General features: G+C 57.5%; 21 protein-coding genes and 2 tRNA genes. 3 read left to right on the top strand and 20 right to left on the bottom strand.

Features of this window, described 5'->3' with window-relative positions:
* Positions 1-7: 7 nt before the first annotated feature.
* From ACWPM9_RS04230 to ACWPM9_RS04145, 18 genes are all read right to left on the bottom strand, one after another.
* Positions 8-781, bottom strand: coding sequence for an SDR family NAD(P)-dependent oxidoreductase (locus ACWPM9_RS04230; protein WP_484756864.1), 774 nt, complete (start codon positions 779-781; stop codon positions 8-10).
* Between the two features lie 75 nt (positions 782-856).
* Positions 857-1,216 (bottom strand): YbaN family protein, encoded by a 360-nt coding sequence (locus tag ACWPM9_RS04225; RefSeq protein WP_484756863.1) that lies wholly within the window; start codon positions 1,214-1,216, stop codon positions 857-859.
* A gap of 102 nt (positions 1,217-1,318) precedes the next feature.
* The gene (glpK, locus tag ACWPM9_RS04220; RefSeq protein ID WP_484756862.1) at positions 1,319-2,812 is read right to left on the bottom strand and encodes a glycerol kinase GlpK; all 1,494 of its coding nucleotides are present in this window, start codon (positions 2,810-2,812) and stop codon (positions 1,319-1,321) included.
* 217 nt (positions 2,813-3,029) lie between these two features.
* A complete protein-coding gene (gene mmsB / locus ACWPM9_RS04215; protein ID WP_484756861.1) occupies positions 3,030-3,920 on the bottom strand; it encodes a 3-hydroxyisobutyrate dehydrogenase in 891 nt (296 codons plus the stop codon).
* A 43-nt stretch (positions 3,921-3,963) separates the two neighbouring features.
* Positions 3,964-5,565, bottom strand: a complete 1,602-nt coding sequence (locus ACWPM9_RS04210; RefSeq protein WP_484756860.1) for a GMC family oxidoreductase — start codon at positions 5,563-5,565, stop codon at positions 3,964-3,966.
* Between the two features lie 25 nt (positions 5,566-5,590).
* Positions 5,591-6,661 (bottom strand): enoyl-CoA hydratase/isomerase family protein, encoded by a 1,071-nt coding sequence (locus ACWPM9_RS04205; RefSeq protein ID WP_484756859.1) that lies wholly within the window; start codon positions 6,659-6,661, stop codon positions 5,591-5,593.
* A 1-nt stretch (position 6,662) separates the two neighbouring features.
* Entirely contained in the window at positions 6,663-7,814 is a 1,152-nt protein-coding gene (locus ACWPM9_RS04200; RefSeq protein WP_484756858.1) for an acyl-CoA dehydrogenase family protein, read from the bottom strand.
* A gap of 210 nt (positions 7,815-8,024) precedes the next feature.
* A tRNA-Phe gene (locus ACWPM9_RS04195) sits at positions 8,025-8,100 on the bottom strand.
* Positions 8,101-8,337: 237 nt separating this feature from the next.
* The gene (locus tag ACWPM9_RS04190; RefSeq protein WP_484756857.1) at positions 8,338-10,128 is read right to left on the bottom strand and encodes a sugar phosphorylase; all 1,791 of its coding nucleotides are present in this window, start codon (positions 10,126-10,128) and stop codon (positions 8,338-8,340) included.
* 40 nt (positions 10,129-10,168) lie between these two features.
* Entirely contained in the window at positions 10,169-10,375 is a 207-nt protein-coding gene (gene yacG / locus ACWPM9_RS04185) for a DNA gyrase inhibitor YacG (RefSeq protein WP_428187690.1), read from the bottom strand.
* A 2-nt stretch (positions 10,376-10,377) separates the two neighbouring features.
* Positions 10,378-10,998, bottom strand: coding sequence for a Maf-like protein (locus ACWPM9_RS04180; RefSeq protein ID WP_428187689.1), 621 nt, complete (start codon positions 10,996-10,998; stop codon positions 10,378-10,380).
* A gap of 36 nt (positions 10,999-11,034) precedes the next feature.
* Positions 11,035-11,253, bottom strand: a complete 219-nt coding sequence (infA, locus tag ACWPM9_RS04175) for a translation initiation factor IF-1 (protein WP_018067566.1) — start codon at positions 11,251-11,253, stop codon at positions 11,035-11,037.
* A gap of 104 nt (positions 11,254-11,357) precedes the next feature.
* On the bottom strand, positions 11,358-11,849 hold the full coding sequence (locus ACWPM9_RS04170) for an arsenate-mycothiol transferase ArsC (protein WP_428187688.1): 492 nt from the start codon (positions 11,847-11,849) through the stop codon (positions 11,358-11,360).
* 4 nt (positions 11,850-11,853) lie between these two features.
* Positions 11,854-12,327: a UPF0262 family protein gene (locus tag ACWPM9_RS04165; RefSeq protein WP_428187687.1), complete on the bottom strand. Its 474-nt coding sequence runs from the start codon at positions 12,325-12,327 to the stop codon at positions 11,854-11,856.
* A gap of 2 nt (positions 12,328-12,329) precedes the next feature.
* Positions 12,330-13,628: a histidinol dehydrogenase gene (gene hisD, locus ACWPM9_RS04160; protein ID WP_484756856.1), complete on the bottom strand. Its 1,299-nt coding sequence runs from the start codon at positions 13,626-13,628 to the stop codon at positions 12,330-12,332.
* Positions 13,629-13,698: 70 nt separating this feature from the next.
* On the bottom strand, positions 13,699-14,136 hold the full coding sequence (locus ACWPM9_RS04155) for a DUF2948 family protein (RefSeq protein ID WP_428187685.1): 438 nt from the start codon (positions 14,134-14,136) through the stop codon (positions 13,699-13,701).
* Between the two features lie 148 nt (positions 14,137-14,284).
* On the bottom strand, positions 14,285-15,577 hold the full coding sequence (gene murA / locus ACWPM9_RS04150) for a UDP-N-acetylglucosamine 1-carboxyvinyltransferase (protein ID WP_484756855.1): 1,293 nt from the start codon (positions 15,575-15,577) through the stop codon (positions 14,285-14,287).
* 116 nt (positions 15,578-15,693) lie between these two features.
* A complete protein-coding gene (locus ACWPM9_RS04145) occupies positions 15,694-15,903 on the bottom strand; it encodes a hypothetical protein (protein ID WP_428187683.1) in 210 nt (69 codons plus the stop codon).
* Between the two features lie 157 nt (positions 15,904-16,060).
* On the opposite strand from ACWPM9_RS04145, the gene ACWPM9_RS04140 reads away from it, so the two are divergent.
* Together ACWPM9_RS04140 and ACWPM9_RS04135 are read left to right on the top strand one after the other, a co-directional pair.
* Positions 16,061-16,135: transfer RNA gene (locus ACWPM9_RS04140), tRNA-Thr, on the top strand.
* A gap of 460 nt (positions 16,136-16,595) precedes the next feature.
* Positions 16,596-18,518: a methyl-accepting chemotaxis protein gene (locus ACWPM9_RS04135; protein ID WP_484756854.1), complete on the top strand. Its 1,923-nt coding sequence runs from the start codon at positions 16,596-16,598 to the stop codon at positions 18,516-18,518.
* Between the two features lie 135 nt (positions 18,519-18,653).
* On the opposite strand, the gene ACWPM9_RS04130 is transcribed toward ACWPM9_RS04135, so the two are convergent.
* The gene (locus tag ACWPM9_RS04130) at positions 18,654-19,490 is read right to left on the bottom strand and encodes a PRC-barrel domain-containing protein (RefSeq protein WP_484756853.1); all 837 of its coding nucleotides are present in this window, start codon (positions 19,488-19,490) and stop codon (positions 18,654-18,656) included.
* A 272-nt stretch (positions 19,491-19,762) separates the two neighbouring features.
* A complete protein-coding gene (locus tag ACWPM9_RS04125) occupies positions 19,763-19,954 on the bottom strand; it encodes a CsbD family protein (RefSeq protein WP_484756852.1) in 192 nt (63 codons plus the stop codon).
* 156 nt (positions 19,955-20,110) lie between these two features.
* Here ACWPM9_RS04125 and ACWPM9_RS04120 point away from each other — a divergent pair, with 156 nt between their 5' ends.
* Entirely contained in the window at positions 20,111-20,605 is a 495-nt protein-coding gene (locus ACWPM9_RS04120; protein WP_484756851.1) for a DUF421 domain-containing protein, read from the top strand.
* Positions 20,606-20,610 lie beyond the last annotated feature (5 nt).

Below are 20,610 nucleotides of genomic sequence, written 5' to 3'. Positions count from 1 at the left end.
GAAAGGATCAGGTTTCCTTGCGCAACATCTTTTTCGTAAGCGCGAACTGGATGGGATACGGCAGGAAGCGCAACAGTTTCAGGCCGTATTTCATTTGCCAGGGAAAGGCGATCTCAAAGCGCTTTGACTTCAAGCCGCGCAAAATGATGCCTGCCGCCTTTTCAGCTGACACGATGAACGGCATGGGGAAGTCATTCTTCGATGTCAAAGACGTTTCGACAAAACCCGGGCAGATCAGCTTGATATCGATGCCCTTTGATTTGAGCTGCGGATACATCGCCTCACACATGATCGCCAGACCAGCCTTGGTCGCGCCATAGAATGCGGCGCCCGGCAGGCCTGCGTAACCGGAAACGGAAGACACGACTGCGACCTGACCTTTCCCCTTGGCGATCATGGGCGGCAGAACACGCTCGAGGCAGTTTGCCGTTCCCATCAGGTTCAGATCGACCATGCGCTGCAAGGCGGCACTGTCAAAATGGCTCGGATTGTCGCGCTCATAGTTTCCAGCGCAAAGAACAACGAGCGAAAGCGGCCCCATGACCTCGTTAACCGAACAGGTCACCGTGTCCAGAGCTTTTTTATCCGTGATATCGACAGGAAACGGCTCGATACAAGTGCGCGCTTCTTCGAAAAGGCTTTCCAGCCCTTCCGCACCTCGTGCGCTGACCGCAACTCTCCAACCGTCCTTGACCAAGGCGAGACTGAGAGCCCGCCCGATACCCGAACTTGCACCGATGACCCAGGCCGAAGGAGGTGTCGGTTTATCGCCAATCTGCATCAATAATCGCCCTCAAGTTTTACCTTAAAGACGTATACGGAAAGCCAGCCGAACTGGATCAATTCACGGCAAAATTCAACTCGGTTCGGGTCTGGTGACAATGAAGATGGCACTGCTGAGCAGGATGACGGCAGTCACTATCCGCACCCACGGCATCGTCGAGCCGGTGAACCAGATGATGCCGTAGCTGACACTCATCAGGCTTAAAGATGCAATCTTGGCCGGACGCGAAATAGCACCCTGTTTTCGCCAGTCGGTCAGGGGTTTTCCAAACTTTGGATGATCGAGCAGCCACTTCTCAAAACGCGGTGAAGAGCGGGCGAAAAGCGCGGCTGCAAGGATCATGAAGGGCGTGGTCGGCAGGATCGGCAGGAAGGCGCCGATCACGCCCAGCGCCACAGCAAGCCAACCGAGACAAAGAAGAACAATTCTCATGAAAATCCGCTTTTCCGCACGCGGGACAAAATCACCGCTCAAGGCTATTATGCCACCGGCCATGTGATCTTGCCACGCGGAATCTGGCGAATTTCAGTCAACTTATTTGGTGAGGCACCGAGAAACAGCATCTCTCCAGCCAGCTATACCAGCCACACGCCGGGTCTCATCCATTGAAGGCTCGAACCGGCGCTCACGTTTCCAGTTGGCAGCAAAGTCCGCCTGATCCGGCCATATCCCGGCTTTGGAGCCGGCAAGCCAGGCAGCACCAAAGGCCGTCGTTTCCATGTTCACAGGACGGTCCACAGGGGCGGCCAGAATGTCGGCCAGCTTCTGCATGGTCCAGTCCGAGGCAACCATACCGCCATCGACCCGCAGCACAGTCTGCGATCTCGCGTCTCCGGCCCAATCCTTTTGCATGGCGTCGAGAAGATCGAGCGTCTGATAGGCCACACTTTCCAATACCGCCCTTGCGAATTCGGCAGGACCCGTATTCCGCGTCATCCCAAACATCGCGCCGCGTGCATCTGAATCCCAGTAGGGAGCACCAAGCCCGGTGAAGGCTGGCACCAGGTAGACATTTTGATTTGGATCCGCTTTCGCAGCCAGTTCATTCACTTCCGATGCAGCAGATATCATGCCCAAACCATCACGCAGCCACTGAACCGCAGCGCCTGCGATAAAGATAGATCCTTCAAGCGCATAGGTTGTCTTGCCGTTCAGGCGATAGGCAATGGTCGTCAGCAACCGATTGGATGACGGCACCCTGTCGGCACCGGTGTTCAGCAGAGCGAAGCAACCGGTGCCGTAGGTGGACTTCAACATGCCGGGCTCGAAACAGGCATTACCGATGGTGGCCGCATGCTGATCGCCTGCGACTCCCAGGATGGGTATCGCTGCACCCAATATCCCGGCATCCGTCATGCCGAAATCATCGGCGCAGTCTTTCACCTCAGGCAAAATGCCGACCGGAATCTTGAGGATCTCCAGCAAGTCCTCATCCCAGCCATTGTCGGCGATATTGTAGATCAATGTTCGCGACGCATTGGTGGCGTCGGTGGCATGCACTTTTCCGCTCGTCAGTTTGTAGATAAGGAAACTGTCGACCGTGCCAAAGCAGATTTCACCCCGTTCGGCGCGCCCGCGTAGACCCTCGACATTGTCGAGCAGCCACGAAATCTTGGTGCCCGAAAAATAGGGATCGAGCAGCAGTCCGGTCTTTTCGGTAAAGAGCGGTTCCAGATCCCGGTCCTTCAGCCGCTCGCAGAACCGCGCGGTCCGTCGATCCTGCCAAACGATTGCCCGGTGCACGGGCTCGCCTGTTTTTCGGTCCCAAAGCACGACCGTCTCGCGCTGGTTGGTAATACCGATCGCCGCGATATCAAAGGCCTGAAGACCAGCGTTCTTGATCGCGGCCCTGGATGTCGCGACGACACTTTGCCAGATTTCATCGGCGTCATGTTCCACCCAACCGGAATCGGGAAAATGCTGGGAAAATTCCTGCTGGCCAACACCGACAGGCTGCATCTGCGCGTCATAGACGATTGCACGGCTCGACGTGGTTCCCTGGTCTATCGCCAGAATGTAACCGCTCATAAACTTATCTCCTCCCGCGACCGCCCAACGGCAAGCCGGTATGTCTGATCAAGCGAGGCCAATGTCATGGAAGATGCCTTGGTGCGAGCATCGCCGCACAGCTTCCAGCTCGGTCGCTCCCAATGCAGGCTGCAACATCCCGGACAACGAAACCTCCCGCTTTCACTTGCCTTTCATTTTACGCAGATGTGAAAATGGAGCAAGAGGAAACGAAGGTTCATTCCACGGCAGTTTTGCCTCTCAACATCTCGATAATGGCGGAAAAGTCCCGGCCACCCTGCCCTTGGCGATCGAGCATCCCATAGAGTTGTGCTGCAGCGGCTCCAAGTGGTGTAGCCGCACCGCTCGCCATGGCCGCCTCCTGCGAAAGCTTCAGATCCTTCAGCATCAAGGCGGCGGCAAAACCCGGCTGGTAATCCTTGTTGGCAGGCGAAGCGGGAACGGGACCCGGCACCGGGCAATAGCTGGTGAGCGACCAGCACTGGCCCGACGATGTCGACGCAACGTCAAACAGGGCCTGATGCGAGAGCCCCAGTGATTCGGCCAATACGAACGCTTCGCAGACACCGATCATGGAAATGCCGAGTATCATGTTATTGCAGATCTTCGCTGCCTGACCCGCGCCATCATCGCCGCAATGGACAATCTTTCTGCCCATGGCTTCCAGGACAGGTCGCGAGCGCTCAAACGCTTCGACACTGCCACCGGCCATGAATGTGAGCGTGCCGGCCTCCGCGCCACTGGTGCCGCCCGAAACGGGCGCATCGAGAGAGAGGCATTGCGCAGCGGCGGCCATCTGGTGCGCCTTGCGGGCACTGTCCACATCGATGGTGGAGCAATCGATCAGAAGTTGTCCGGGCCTCGAAAGTGTCACAAGTGTTGCCCACACACGCAGCACGTGCTGGCCTTTGGGCAGCATGGTGATCACCACCTCGGCATCCACAACCGCCTGCTCAAGTGTCGGCGCGGAACTGACACCGCGTTCCGCAGCCGCCTTCAGCATGTCCGCAGAGAGGTCAAAACCTGTGACCGCGTGACCCGCAGCCACCAGATTGGCAGCCATTGGCCCGCCCATATTGCCCAGACCGATAAATGTGATCCTCGTCATTCGCTCTCCTCCCAGAGTATGCAATGTCCGGTGCGCAACCGGCTTAGTGATGGTCCGCCAGGATCATCTCCGCAGCCTTTTCGGCAATCATGACCGTTGGCGAATTGGTGTTGCCCGATGTGATCGTCGGCATGATCGAGGCATCGGCAATGCGTAGCCCCTTCAATGCCCTGAAACGCAGGCGCGGATCGACAACGCTCTCCACATCCGAACCCATGCGACAGGTACCGACCGGATGAAAAATGGTCGTGCCGATATCGCCAGCCGCACGCCTTAGATCCTCATCCGTCTCAAAGGCCGAACCCGGTTTGAACTCCTCCGGCTTGAACCGCGCAAAGGACGGCTGGGCAGCAATACGGCGTGTCAGTCGAATGGAGCGCGCCGCCACCTCCAGATCGCCTTCGGTCGCCAGATAGTTGGGCCGGATCGACGGGTGATGCCGAAAGTCCGGTGATGCCGCATGGACAGAGCCCCGGCTTTCGGGCCTCAGATTGCACACGCTTGCCGTGATGGCCGGAAATCTGTGAACAGGCCCACCGAACTTGTCCAGAGACACGGGCTGCACGTGATATTCCAGATCAGGTGTATCTTTTTCCGGTCCAGACCGGGTGAAGATGCCAAGCTGGCTTGGTGCCATGGACATCGGCCCTGACCGACGCACGAGATATTCAAGCCCAATGCCCGCTTTGCCAAACAGGCTCGATGCCTTTTCGTTCAGCGTCGGTGCGCCCGTCACCTTGAACACCATGCGAAGTTGCAGGTGATCCTGCAGGTTTTCACCAATCCCGGGAACCTCCGCTACCACAGGAATGCCCGCGTGTTGCAGGACAGTTCCCTTGCCGATGCCGGACAATTCCAGGAGATGCGGCGAACCGATAGCACCAGCCGAAAGCACGGTTTCCTTTCGGGAATGATATTGCTTCACCATGCCATCGTGATGGACCTCAACCCCAGCCACCGCCCCGTCGGCGACCAGCAGACGTTGTGCATGCGCGTTGGTAAGCACGGTCAGATTTGCCCGCTTCATGGCGGGTCGCAGGAAAGCCTTGGAGGTATTCCAGCGAATGCCACTTCGCTGGTTCACGTCGAAATAGCTCGACCCATCATTATCGCCGCGATTGAAATCATCGGTTTGCGGAATTCCGGCTTCGCTGGCAGCGGCTCTGAAAGCATCGAGAATGGCCCAGTGGACGCGCATCTTCTCGACACGCCATTCACCGCCCGCTCCATGCATCTCATCTTCACCGCCGTGGTGGTCTTCCGATTTGCGGAAAAAGGGCAACACATCGTCCCAACCCCAGCCGTCGCAGCCAAGTTGCCGCCATTGATCGTAATCCCGCGCCTGGCCACGCATATAGATCATGCCATTGATCGAGGAACAGCCGCCCAGAACCTTGCCACGCGGATAGCCGAGCACACGGCCGTTCAGGCCTGCCTCCGCTTCGGTCTTGAAACACCAGTCGGTGCGTGGATTGTTGATGCAATAGAGATAGCCGACCGGGATATGAACCCAGTGATAATTGTCGCGACCCCCGGCTTCGAGCAACAGCACCCGGTTTGCCGGATCAGCAGAAAGCCGATTGGCCAAAACACATCCGGCGCTGCCGGCACCGACGATGATATAGTCGAATGTCTCTGCCCCCACAGCCAGTACTCCTCCCGCTGCAATTCTAGAACAAGGGCCGCACATGCGGCGTCAGATAGGCCTCAACGATGTCCTCTCCCACATCGTCGAGCCTCCGCGGCTGCCATTTCGGATTGCGATCCTTGTCGATCACCGCCGCCCGCACGCCCTCATGAAAATCATGGCTTATGACGGTCGATGCCGTTCCGCCAAATTCCCGCTCCAGACAGGTTTCGAGATCGCGACTTTGACGACCGGCCCGCAACATGGCAAGCGTCACCTTGAGACTGGTCGGTGAACGGGTTTCGAGCGTGGCAAGCGTCTCTGCGGCAAACGCACTCTCGTCCGCTTTCAATCCAGCGATGATTGCCTCCATCGAACTCTCGCCAAAGAACCGGTCAATCAGTGGCTTATGGCCGGAAAGATCACCTTCCGGAGCGATATCTTCAAAGCTTTCGATCACATCGCCAACCTGCTCGAAACTCGCGTCAGCGGGCAGTGCCTCAAGGGCCGCCAATAAATCTTCAAGTCTCGTGGTCGCAACATAGTGATCGGCCAGTCCGGCGAGCATGGTATCGGCAGCGCCGATCATCTGCCCGGTCAGACCGAGATAGGTTCCAACTTCTCCCGGCGCATGAGACAGCAGCCAGGACGCCCCCACATCGGGAAAGAAGCCAATCCCTGTTTCCGGCATGGCAAGCCGGGTTTTCTCCGTGACGACGCGATGGCTTGCATGAGCAGAAAGCCCGACACCACCGCCCATGGTCACACCATCCATGATCGCCACATAAGGCTTTGAATATCCGTTGATGACGGCGTTCAAACGATATTCCTCACGCCAAAAGGTCTCCGCCCAACCGTCGTCCTTGCTGGCCGATGCCTGGATTGCCTTGATATCGCCGCCGGCGCAAAGCCCACGCTCGCCCTCCCCCGTCAGCAAGACGGCAGCAATGCCCGGATCCCCGGCAAATTCATCCAGCGCACTGGCGATCGATCTCACCATCTCAAGCGTCAAACTGTTGATAGCCTTTGGCCGGTTAAGCGCGATGTGACCAAGAGTGCCACGGCGACGGATGATGACCTCCTCGCCTGCGACAATATCCAGCGCTGCATTCATTCTATCGGCCTCCCGCACGACCGGTGATCGATCGCCCGATGATCAGCCGCATGATTTCATTCGTACCCTCGAGAATCTGGTGCACACGCAAATCGCGCACAATCTTCTCGATCCCGTATTCGGCAAGATAACCATAGCCGCCATGCAATTGAAGCGCCTGGTTGGCAACCTCGAAGCAGCGATCCGTCACATGCAGCTTTGCCATGGCGCAAAGCCTTGCCGCATCGGCATCGCCGTGATCGAGCGCCGATGCCGCGCGCCATAAAAAGCTGCGTGCGACTTCCAGATCGGTCGCCATCTCTGCCAGTCGGAACTGCAGAGCCTGGAATGCGTGCAGCGGTTTCCCAAAAGCCTTGCGCTCATCCATATAATCGACCGTGCTGTCGAAAGCAGATTGCGCCCCGCCAAGCGAGGCCGCAGCGATATTGATGCGACCACCGTCGAGCCCCGCCATGGCAATCCGGAACCCCTCGCCTTCTGCCGCCAGCAGGTTCTCCACCGGAACGCGTGCGCCATCCAGAATGACCGCCCGTGTCGGCTGTGCATGCCAGCCCATTTTGCGCTCAATGGCCCCGAAGCTCAGACCGGGCGTATCCTTGGACAGCAGAAAGGCAGAGATGCCCTTTGCCCCCTCACCTCCCGTGCGCGCCATGACGAGATAGACGGCGCTTGCACCGGCACCGGATATGAATTGCTTCTGTCCGCTCAAGACATAATGATCGCCATCCCGGATGGCCTTGGTCGTGAGGGCCGCCGCATCGGAGCCGGCGCCGGGCTCTGTCAGGCAGTAGCTGCCGAGAGCCTCCATGCTGGCAAGCCCGGGCAAGAAGCGTTCGCGCTGATCATCCGATCCGAACCGGTCGATCATCGAGGCAACCATGTTGTGAATGGAAATATAGGCAGCAATCGTCGGGCAACCGGTGGCCAATGCCTCGATCACCAGAGCAGCCTCAAGCCGCCCCAACCCCGACCCGCCAGACTGTTCGCGCACATACATGGCCCCCATGCCGAGAGCACCGGCATCACGCAAGGTATCGAGCGGAAAATGCTTGTCCTCGTCCCATTTGAGCGCAAATGGCCGCAAGGCCTCATCTGCGAACTGGCGCGCCATATCGACAATGGCCCGCTGCTCGTCATCGAGCGCAAACTCCATAAATTCCTCCTCCTCCCGAACCGCAGCAAATTGCATAGCTGCGATCGCCAGACGCGCGCTCTTGAGTGAGGAGCGCGATCAGCCAGCAAGGACTAGCATGCGACGAACGCGCAATCACCCCGGGCTAAAGTGGAATATGTCGTGAGGAGAAAGCAAGCGCGGCGGCAAGGACGACGACCAAACACAAACACCGATTTTCGTTTAGAAAAATGGTGCCCGGAGGCGGATTTGAACCACCGACACGCGGATTTTCAATCCGCTGCTCTACCAACTGAGCTATCCGGGCAACCGACGCCGTTTTGCGGGCGAAAGACCGGTTTCCCGGTTCTTTGGGGGATAGTTTCCCCCGGAAGCGAGCGCGTTATAACATCTTGTTCGGCCATGTCCAGCGGCAAATGGCACTTTTTTGACGGAGATCTATAAGAAGTCGAAAAAAGCATAAAAATCATGTGCTTCGACTGTACGCGCTACCGCTGAACAGCGGCATTTTTCCGCTGCCGCAGGAGCGCTGTTGAGACAGCGATCAAGCCTTGTTCGAGATCCAGCGGCACTGATAGGGCGCAAACGCGATATCGCCGCCTCGGGCACTGATGACCTCGTCGGATAGAAGGTCTTTCCAGTTCATGCCGCCAATGAGATTGAGCGACATCGCCGAAATGCTGATGGTTTCGTCACAGACATTGTGGATGGCAAATATGCTCTGTGTGCGGTCATCGCTCTGGCGCCAGAAGCCAAACAGCTTCTCCCCCAGTTGCAGCGTGAACTGCGTGGCATTGGGATGAAAGGCCGGCTGGCGGATACGGATGCCGATCAGCCGCTTCATTTCCGAAAACACCCGAGCTTGTATCGTCGACGGGTCTGCGAGCTTTTCCTGAAGCTCGGGATAGTGCCAGCGATGCCGGTTGATGGCGCGGTTATAGCCCGCCTTTTCAACCCCTTCGAGATCATTGGGCGTCCCCAGCAGAGAATGGATGTAGAAGGCCGGAATTCCTTCCAGCGACATGGCTATGGCCTGACTGCACAGGAAGCGCTCGACATTCCAGTCGTCAACGCCGTTCACAGTGCCCTTCATGGCGTCGAACAAGGCGACATTGAGCTCGTAAGGGCGGAAACCCCCATCGGGAAGACGCCGCATGCTCACAAGCCCGCCAAAGCCCTGCACGGTCTCGATCATGTCGGCGATCTCGGTGTCTTCAAGAAGGCTCTCGGCCGGTCGAAGGCCGATCCCGTCATGGGAGGCGGTGAAATTGAGATAGGCGCAACCGAGCTGTGCCGGCGGCATTGCCATCTGCCAGGAATTGAGATGCTTGGACGTGCCGTTCAAAAGCGCATGCAGGATCAGAGGCGGCAGCGAGAAATTGTAGATCGCATGCGCCTCGTTGCGATTGCCGAAATAAGAGAGGTTTTCGACATTGGGCACATTGGTCTCGGTGATCAACACCACCGGCTCTTCTGCATAATCGGCAAGCACCCTGAAGAGGCGCACGATCTCATGGGTTTGCGGCAGGTGAATGCAATTGGTGCCGACTTCCTTCCAGACAAAGGCAACAGCATCGAGCCGGACCGTGCGCACCCCGCGATCGATATGAAAGCGCAGGATACGGATAAATTCCAGCAAGACTTCCGGATTGGAAAAATCGAAATCGATCTGGTCGTGGCTGAAGGTCGCCCAGACATGGCGCGTACCATTGGCCGTTTCCACTTCACGCAACAAGGGATGGGCGCGCGGCCGAACCACATTGGTCAGATCGTCGCTCGGCGATGCCTCGAAATAAAAGCGGTCATAGGGCGAATGGCCCTGCAGATATTCGGCAAACCACGTGCTTTGGCTGGAGCCGTGATTGAGCACAAGGTCAGACATCAGCCGGAAGTCTGATGCGATACGCTCCACGTCATGCCAATCGCCAAGCACGCTGTTGACGGCCCGGTAATCGGTGACGGCGAAACCATCATCGGAGGTATAAGGGAAATAGGGAAGGATATGGACGCCGCTGACCGTCCCCTTGAGATGCGCGCTCAGGAAGTCCTTCAACAGATCGAGCGGCTTGTGCTCGCCATCGATCAGGCTGTTGCCATAGGCAATCACATAGGTGTCGCGCTCCGTCCAGATCGGGTGCATGGGCGTGCGTCCACGGCGGCGAGGCACATGGCCCTCAGTCCAGAATGCAGCAGCAATCTTTCGGGCCAGATCACTCTCGTCGAGATCCGGATAGATATTGGCCAGATGCAGCTCCAGACTCTCGCGCAATCGCCGCGGTATCTGGTCACTATCGTCCGAGGTTGAAACTTTGGGCGGATCGATTTTCTGCTGCATCGCGAAAGACTAGCATGCGCGACGGTGTTTTCAAGCCGTATCAGTCGTCATCGCCGTCAGCCCTGCTTTCATCATCTGCAACCGGAATGGCATAGGCGCCATTCAGCCAGCGCGAAAGGTCGAGCGATCGGCAGCGATCCGAGCAAAACGGATAGTTTTCACGGGTGGACGGACGACGGCATTCCGGACACGGCATTGCCTTGCGAAGGGGTTCGACTTTCGCCCCGATGGATGGTTTCTCCGACATGTTTATCCCTCTGCCCAGGATGCGAGAGTATCAAAGCCCTCGCCAGCCAGCAGTTGCGTGGTTTCAAACAGCGGCAGTCCGACCACATTGGTATAGGAGCCGACAAGCTTCTGCACGAAGCTGCCGGCCAGTCCCTGCACACCATAAGCCCCGGCCTTGCCGCGCCATTCGCCCGAAGCAAGATAGGCTTCGATTTCCGCACGCGACAGCCGTTTGAAGCGGACCTTGGTTTCCACTACCTTCTGGCGCACCGTACGGTCGGGCGTAATCAGGCACACACCGGTAAACACCCAGTGACTGCGCCCGGACAAGAGATGGAGCGCAGACGAGGCTTCTTCAAGATACTCCGCCTTCGGCTGGATACGGCGACCGACAGCCACCACGGTATCGGCAGCGAGGATATAGCTGTCCTTCCAGCCGAGATCGCTTTTCACCGCAGCTTGAGCCGCACGCGCTTTTTCGATCGAAAGCCGCCTTGCCAGCGAACGGGGATGTTCGGATTTCTTCGGTGCCTCATCGATATCCATCGGCATCAGCCGATCTGGCTCGATGCCGACCTGTTTCAACAGATCGACGCGGCGCGGCGAGCCGGAGGCCAATATCAGCTTTTGTCTCAGTTCCATGGACCCCGGGTTTCTCGTTCGGCGTTTTGCGTGATCTTACTTGAAACGATAGGTAATGCGGCCCTTGGTCAGGTCGTATGGAGTCATCTCCACCAGCACCTTGTCGCCGGCGAGAACACGAATACGGTTCTTGCGCATGCGGCCAGCAGTGTGGGCGATGATCTCGTGCTCGTTCTCCAGTTTAACCCGGAACGTCGCATTGGGGAGCAGTTCGACGACCACACCCGGAAATTCGAGAACTTCTTCTTTTGCCATTGAGCATTTTTCTTTCTGTTTTATCCAGCGGAAATGACTCCGCGAAAATGTGGGCGGAAACTACACAATCATCGCGGTTTTGTGAACCTTGTTACGCAAGCTTTTCAACCGGGCGGAAAACCCGTGTCGGAAGCCGCCGTTCGACCGCTCAAAAGGCGGCCTTCTATCATCGTTTTCAGCCGATCGCGCACATCGCGATAGGCATCCAGTATCTGTTGGCGCGTCCCGGTCGCAACCGTCGGATCGGGCGTCGGCCAGTAGAGCACCTCGACCGCCATCGACCGGGTCAGTTCCAATGCCGCGTGATGCGCCTCCGGTGCAAGCGTGACCACCAGGTCGAAATAGTCGTCCTCCAGATCGTCCAGCCGTTGCGGCTGACGCCGCCCCAGTTCCAGACCGATCTCGTCCAGAACGGCATCCACGAACGGATCCCGCTCCCCTGCCCGCACACCGGCAGAGGCGATATAGGTTCCTGACGGCAGCAAGTGCCGCGCCAGAACCTCCGCCATGGGCGAGCGTATCGCATTCATTCCGCATACAAACAGAATAGCGCCCGGCAGCTTGTCCGCGGCGCCCGCATGCGCGTCGCTCTCCATCGGCCTATCCACGCCAGTAGAGAACACAGACCAGCGTGAACAGGCGCCGTGCCGTGTCGAAATCAATGCCGATCTTGCCGGACAGCCGATCCATCAGGATCTGCGAGCCGTCGTTATGAATGCCCCGCCTCCCCATGTCTATGGCTTCGATCTGGCTTGGTGTCGAGGACCGGATCGCTTCGTAATAGCTTTCGCAGATCATGAAGTAGTCCTTGATGATCCGCCGAAAGGGTGTGAGCGACAGGATATGGGTCGCCACACCCTCTTCTGCCTCGGTCTTGATCGAAAAGACCAGCTTGCTGTCCACCAGCGAGAGATAGAGCTTGTAGGGCCCATGCTCGTGACCGGCAGGCTCAAACCGGTTTTCCTCGATCAGATCGAAAATGGCGACCGCCCGCTCATGCTCGACATCGGGCGTCGAACGCCCGATCGTTTCATCGAGAATAACATCGCAGAGACGGAAGTCGCCCGAAGCCATCGCTACTCCTCAAGATTGAGGCGTATGGCAACGGAACGTGCGTGCGCATCGAGCCCCTCGCTCTTTGCAAGGATAATCGCAGCCGGAGCAAGCTCGCGCAACTGTTCCGGGCCAAGCCTCAAGATCGAAGTACGCTTGACGAAATCCAGAACGGACAGACCGGACGAGAAACGTGCCGAGCGCGCCGTCGGCAACACATGGTTCGACCCACCGACATAATCGCCGATCACTTCCGGTGTGTGACGGCCGACAAAGATCGCACCGGCATTGCGGATCTTGGGCAGCAATGTGTCAGGATCATCCATGGCCAGTTCCAGATGCTCGGCAGCAATGCGGTCAGCCAAGGGCACAGCCGCGTCCAGATCCGGAACGATAATCACCGCCCCGAAATCGCGCCAGCTCGCCGCGGCGGTGGCCGCGCGACCAAGGGTCTCCAATTGCCGCTCCACCGATTCGATCACCGCATGGCCGAGATCGGAATTATCGGTGACCAGGATCGACTGCGCGCCCGTATCGTGTTCGGCCTGTGCCAGCAGATCGGCAGCCAGCCAGTCGGGATTATTGTTCTTGTCGGCAATGATCAGCACTTCGGACGGGCCGGCTATCATGTCGATCCCGACAGTCCCGAAGACGTGCTTCTTGGCGGCTGCCACATAGGCATTGCCCGGTCCGACGATCTTGACCACCGGCGCGATGGTTTCCGTGCCATAGGCAAGCGCTGCCACCGCCTGCGCGCCGCCGACCCGATAGATCTCATCGACACCGGCAATATGGGCTGCCGCCAGCACAGTCGGATTGATCAGCCCGGAAGACGCCGGCACAACCATCACCACTCGCGGCACACCGGCAACCTTGGCTGGCACCGCGTTCATCAATACAGAGCTTGGATAGCTGGCTGTCCCGCCCGGCACATAAAGACCGACGGACTCGATCGCTGTCCAGCGCGATCCAAGGCCAACGCCCAGCGCATCCTCATAGATATCGTCCTTCGGCATCTGCCGGGCGTGATGCTTTTCAATCCGTTCGGCAGCCAGCTTCAAGGCACCCAGAACCTCCGGCTCGACGAGCGATACAGCTGCCTCGATCTCCTCCAGACCGACACGCATCGGCGTTTGAGCAAAGTCCAGACCGTCGAAGCGCTTGGAGTATTCGGCAAGCGCTGCATCGCCGCGGGCCCGTACATCCGAAATGATAGCGGTCACCACGGCATTCACGTCGTCGGAGACTTCGCGCTTCGTCATCAGAAATTCCGCAAAGCGCTGCTCAAAATCACTCGACGTCTGTTCAAGCCAGATTGCCACTCTAAAAGACCCTTTTTCCTTGGCAGATGACACTGCCATATATTCTATGATCCGGACTGCGTTACAGCGCTCAGTTGCCCGGATGGCTCGGCATGAAGCCGGTTTCCCATGCTCCGCCGGTATCGGCAAGCTGGACTTCGATCACCTCGACATCCATCGAGATCGTCCCGCCACCTGACAGCAAGACTTCGATGCGCCCTTCAGGCCCGTCACCGTCCTGAACGAAGCGGATGGCAAGCAATGACAGCACCTCTTCGCGTTTGGAACGATCGAATCCGATGGAGCGAACGGCATTGACGCGCTTGAAGGTGATGGCTGCACGTCGACGCTCGAAACTCTTCTGCTTGCGCTGCGCCTTTTCCCAGACAAAACGATTGAGAACGATACTCAACTGACCGGCCCGGGCCGAAAAGGAAATATCGCCAACCTTGAACACCCCATCCTGCACATGGGCAGAGATGATCGCGAGGTCGTCCTGATCAAGAGCCAGAAGTTTCAATGCATCCATGATATCTTAATCCCGCCGGCTCTCGCCTGTTTCCGAAGTATTCAACTTGCCTTGGAAATAAGTCGCGATGCCAAGGGACGCAACGCCGTTGCGCCCCAAAGCTGGATAAAAATGAAACGGAATGACGATTTTCGCCCGAAATGGGAGGTTAGTCGCTGATCCGCTCAACAATAGCGCCGCAACGCGTGAGCTTTTCTTCCAGCCGTTCAAACCCGCGATCGAGATGGTAGACGCGGTTGACCAGAGTTTCACCTTCAGCGGCAAGGCCGGCAATGACCAGCGACACCGAGGCGCGAAGATCGGTCGCCATGACCGGAGCCCCCCGCAGGCCCTTCACGCCCTCGATCCGTGCCGTCTGGCCCGACAGCGTGATATGCGCACCCAGACGCGCCAGTTCCTGCACATGCATGAAGCGGTTTTCGAAGATCGTCTCGGTCACATGCGAGACCCCGTTGGCACGCGTCATGAGCCCCATGAACTGCGCCTGAAGGTCCGTTGGAAAACCGGGAAACGGCTCGGTCACGATGTCCACGGGACGAATGTCATCACCATGGCCAACAACACGAATACCGCCTTCGACCGGCGTGATTTCCGCACCGGCACGGCGAAGGGCCTCGAGCGCCGTATCGAGCAGTGAGGGATCCGTGCCCTGAAGAACAACATCGCCACCGGCCATGGCCACCGCCATCGCATAGGTACCGGTCTCGATGCGGTCCGGCAGAACCCGATGGCGCGCGCCCGACAGGCTGGTAACCCCTTCAATGGTGATTGTCGAAGTGCCGGCACCGGTGATCTTCGCGCCCATGGCATTGAGGCAATTGGCGAGATCGACAACTTCCGGCTCGCGGGCAGCATTGCCGATGACAGTGGTACCATTGGCAAGCGATGCCGCCATCATCATCACATGGGTCGCACCGACAGAAACCTTGGGGAACGTGTAGCGCGCGCCCACAAGGCCGCCTTTCGGCGCTGTCGCTTCGATGTAGCCGCTATCGATTTCCATCGTCGCGCCCAGCGCAACAAGACTATCGATGAACAGATCGACCGGTCGCGTACCGATGGCGCAACCGCCCGGCAGCGAAACGCGGGCACGGCCCTCGCGCGCCAGCAGCGGACCGATCACCCAGAAGCTGGCACGCATCTTCGACACCAGCTCGTAAGGCGCTGTGGTGTCGGCAATCGTGCGGCAGGTGAAATGAACCGTGCGCGAATAAGAACCGTCCTGGTGCTCGCGACGACCGTTCACGGCAATATCGACCCCGTGATTGCCGAGAATGCGCAGAAGCAGTTCGACATCGGCCAGATGCGGCACATTTTCCAGTGTCAGGGTATCGCTGGTCAGAAGCGACGCGATCATCAGGGGAAGCGCGGCATTCTTTGCGCCGGAGATGGGAATGATGCCGTTGAGCTGATTTCCGCCGACAATCCGAATACGATCCATACTGTGCTTACGGGCCGGGCCCGCCTTTCTTGTTATTTCGTCAGGGTACTTGCCGCCGAGGAAAGGCGTCTTAGAGGAAAAGAGAAGCGCATTCAATTCGCCCCGTGCAGAAGGGCTTAATCATCGGCTTGCGACGATTTTGCGGCAGGCAGGCCTTCTGCCTCATCGGCATCGCCAGCCCGACGCGCCCGCATCTGCTGCTTGCGCCGCAAAAGGTTTTCCTTGAGCTTGCTGGCGACGCGCGCGCGCTTGGCATCCTGCTCGATCTTGAGCGAAGCGCGCCGCCTTTCAGCGGTTGTGGAATTTTCATCATTCGACTGGGACATGCGCTTTCCTTAACCGAAAACCTGCCGCGCCAAAAGCACCAAGCGCGGAACGCACCATTTCTTTCCCCGAAGTTTGAATTGCGGCTTGCGCTCACCGCCAAGCTATGGCAATAGGCCACTCGCTCCGGGCGGACACCAACCGCTTCGCCCGTCGGATGCTGCTATAGCTCAGGGGTAGAGCACTCCCTTGGTAAGGGAGAGGCCGAGAGTTCAAATCTCTCTAGCAGCACCATTTTTCTTCCAAAATTCATGGAATTGCGCGTTTGCCTCTTTCGCTAACGCGGGTCATCAGGCGCCGCTGTTTGAGCGCCTGTCGACAAGTGAGTTTTAGATAAAACGTCCAGACCGAATGAATGAGAGATCGCATTGCCCGCGATGTGAGTCTCCGGCTTGATGTCCAGGGACAGGACAGGTGCATCGGTCTGCGCCACCGCTTCAGTAAAAGCGCACTGAGTTATACGCGACGTCCACTTCCGCACAGTACACTAATTAACTGAACATAAATATATGAAATTTATATTTTAGAATATCACGATTCCATTGCGAACCATTTTCTAAAATATTTGCCCGCAATCAACCGTCGTCGTGCCCCGGACCTCATGATGAGCTCCGTTACCTACGCCTGCCCGCCAAAGTTTCAAACGACTTATTGCAGCCGGCTCAGACCCGCGCTTCACCTACCGGAGACCATAATGCTGTCCAACCTGACTATAGGGCTGAAACTGACGATTGCCTTTGCGGTCGTGATCGTGATCTCGATTGCCGCTTCGATTTCCTCCTTGCTCGCCACCGCGTCGGTCAAGGAGGCAAACCAATGGAATGACCACACCTATGTCGTGTTGAGCGTAGCTCAGAAGGTGGGGGCCGCCATGGTGGACCAGGAAACGGGAATGCGCGGTTTCCTCGTGTCCGGTGACGAAGGGTTTCTTGACCCTTACAAGTCGGGACAAGTCGAATTCAATACGCAACTGGCAAAACTGAAAGAGCTCACGAGTGACAATGCCGAACAGCAGGTCCGTATCGATCAGATTGCGGCATTTGCACGGGAATGGCATGAAACCGTTGCCAATGTCGAGCTGAAGCTCGGCTCCGATCCAGCAACGCTGGACGAGGCAAGGCAGTTGGAGGCATCAGGTGCCGGCAAGACGACAATGGACGCCATCCGCAACAAGCTTTCGGACCTTAGTGCAGCCGAAGAGGTACTGCTCGAAAGGCGTTCAGGGCAGTTACAAAACGACCTTTCGCGGTCCACACTCTCACTGATCATAGGGGCAATTGGAGCTGTTTTCAGCGCTGTCTTCATGTGCTGGCTCCTCATCCGCGCGATCAGCAAGCCGGTGGTCTCTATCACGAACACCATGCGCGACCTGTCGGGTGGCAACCTCGATATCCAAATCCAGGGTCTCGGCCGACGTGACGAAATCGGAGCCATGGCAAGCGCTGTTGAGGTCTTCCACAAGACGGCCCTGTCGAAGATCGAGGCTGATCAGCTCATTGAAGCCAACAGGTCTCAATCCGAGAAAGACCGTATTGCGCAGGCAAAGGCAGACAAGGAACGGGCAGATGCTATGTCCAAGGCAACCACCGACTTGGGTTCTGGATTGAAGCGCCTCTCGGCCGGTGATCTCTCCATCCAGTTGACTGACGCCTTTGCCCCTGATTTTGAAGGCTTGCGCCAGGACTTCAACACCTCCGTCACACAGCTTGCCAGCACACTGTCTTCTGTCGCCAGTAGCATTTCCAGCATCACCAGCGGATCGCAAGAAATCTCCTCTGGTTCCGACGATCTGTCCAAACGCACAGAACAGCAGGCCGCTGCTTTGGAGGAAACAGCTGCAGCGCTCGATCAGATCACCGTCAACGTGACGTCTGCCTCGAAACGGGCCGAAGAAGCACGGCAGGTGGCAGCACAGGCCAATTCATCGGCCACGCATTCTGGCGAGATCGTCGCTCAGGCCGTGAACGCCATGAGCCAGATCGAGAACTCTTCGAGCCAGATTTCCAATATCATCGGCGTAATCGATGAAATTGCCTTCCAAACCAACTTGCTTGCCCTCAATGCCGGCGTCGAAGCGGCAAGAGCTGGCGAAGCCGGCAAGGGGTTCGCAGTCGTCGCGCAGGAAGTGCGCGAACTGGCCCAGCGTTCAGCCAACGCTGCCAAGGAGATCAAGGGCCTTATCCAGACATCGACGCAGGAAGTGGCTACAGGCGTAAAGCTTGTGTCGGATACAGGTGAAGCGCTGAAATCGATCGGCAGCTTCATTGTCAGTATCAACGGGCACATGGACGCAATTGCAACATCCAGTCGTGAACAGTCGACCGGCCTCGTCGAAGTCAATACGGCCGTCAACCAGATGGACCAGACCACCCAGCAAAATGCGGCAATGGTCGAAGAATCCTCAGCAGCGGCTGCAACACTGGCCAAAGAGGCTAACAACCTGCGCCAGCTCATTGACCAATTTAATTTGGGCAATTCCGGTGGCCAGGTGAAAGCACTTCAACAGACAGCACAACGCATGGCATCTGGAGAGGCAACTTACACGAGTTCAAACAAGGCACCGCGTCGTGCAGCGCTGGGCAATGCAGCCGCGGCGCAGGAATGGACCGAGTTCTGAGATGGGACGGCGTCGAGACAAGTTTGATTTGCTCTAAAGCCAATTCCAAAAGGCGCCTCTCAGACACAAGCCTCCCCACCGGCAATACCGATGGGGAGGCAATCACTTTATAGCGCTCGATCAATACGCTCTTGATCAGCCGCCGGTATATTCCGGCTGTGCCTTCAAAGCTTCTTCGGTCGAGTCGACATAGACGCGAACATCGTCGCCATCGGCGTTGCGCATGATATTGACCTCATCGAGGTTCACAGCGATGCGGTGTTCACCCATGCCCAGGAAGCCGCCGATATCCAGAACCAGCTGCTTGACGGTTCCGTCGTCATTGAGCAGGACTTCAGCAACATCACCGACATCCTCATCCTTGGCACCATACACCGACGCGCCCTTGAGAGCGTCAGCTGTCAGGTCGGTCTTTTCAGACGTATAACCTTCCTTCGTCACATCCGGGCGAACCAGCGCCGTGCGGCCGTCCGTGGCAGTGGCGTCCGTCTTCATGTCGGTTGCTGTCGCGTCCGTCTTCATGGAGGCAGACGCATCGGCGTGTTCGTCAGCCATATAGGCTGGCGCGTCAGTCAGGACCTGCTTGTTGGCGTTCACGACCAGGAAGTAATCGTCATGCTCGTCGCCGTTCTTGACGAAAGTGACGTCCTTCATCGGGATAGCAACATCCTTTTCGCCGATTCCGAGGAAACCGCCGACGCCGAGAACAACGGCTTCAACTTCGCCCTGACGGCTCAAGATGACCTCGTTGATTTCGCCGATATCGTCCCAATTCGCTTCATCACCAGCCTTAACCGCGGTTTCAGCTGAAACATTGTCTTCCGTGGCGTAAATGCGCGAACCGATGAACTCGGAGGCACGGATGTCTGTTGGCTGCGACTGATACATCATTGTCGGATCGAGAGTGGCAGCACCTGCTGCCGAACTCATCAGAATTGCGCTCAGTGCGGTGGTCGCGAGAAACTGTTTCATAAGGTATCTCCCCTTGAATTTTCGGTTTATGCGTTCGATCGCCCCGCGTGCAACGGAGATTTTGTGCACAGCGACATTCGTTGCCATCAGGCAATTCGAACTTGATTAACTCCGTATAATAACAACACCTTAGACGATAAAAGGTTCCAACTTTCAGTTGATATTTTTTGGATGGGACGGATCCCGTCTTTGCCGTCGCGATGCAAATAGAGGCGAAAAAAAATCCGCGGCCGGAAGGCTGCGGATCTCTTCTGAATTGCCTTGAAAAGAATTCAGGCCTTGTCGACGACGTTCTTGACAGCTTCCTTGGCTTCGCCCTTGGCCTGCTGGGCCTTGCCCTTGGCTTCCTGAACTTCGCCCTTGGCTTCCATCTCCTTGTTGTCGACGGCATCGCCTACACCCTGACGAACCTTGCCAGCAATCTCGTTGGACTTTCCGGCGACCTTATCGGCTGTGCTACCCATGATAATCTCCTCGGAGACGACATTGTCTCAGGCCCCACAACGGACAGTCTCGTCTTTTCGTTCCCTGCGCTGTTAGAAACTTATCGTCTCTGGTCGGCAGATGGTGCCATTCTCCCACCCCAAGCGTTGCCTCTTTTTGAGAGGAGAACTTGATCGATGTTATTTGAATCCTGGCTTGGCATCGCCCGCGTCATTCTGGTGGGCGTCATTGCCTATATCGCCCTCATTGCAATGCTGCGCATCTCAGGGCCGCGGACGCTTGCAAAGCTGAACGCCTTCGATCTGGTGGTCACCGTCGCGCTCGGCTCTGTGCTGGCGACGGTCATGCTGAGCAAATCCGTGCCTCTGGCAGACGGGTTAGTTGCCCTTGCATTGCTGATCCTTCTTCAGTTCACCATTACGTGGATGTCGGTTCGGTTCGAAAAAGTGAGCGACCTGATCAAAAGCGAGCCTGCATTGGTCTTCAGCAATGGTGAGTTCCTCGCAGCGGCGCTCAAGGCAAAACGGCTGACGAAAGACGAAGTTCTTTCGGCTATCCGGGCCTCCGGAGAGGCAGACCCTACGGAGGTCGCGGCCGTCATCCTGGAGACGGACGGCTCCCTCAGTGTCGTGAAAGGCACGGCCGGGCCGGCATTGTCTGCAGTCCCATGAACATC

The sequence above is a fragment of the Agrobacterium sp. H141 genome (assembly GCF_057158725.1).
Note: the sequence above shows the minus strand (reverse complement) of the source record. Positions and strands in the feature narration are given on the sequence as shown.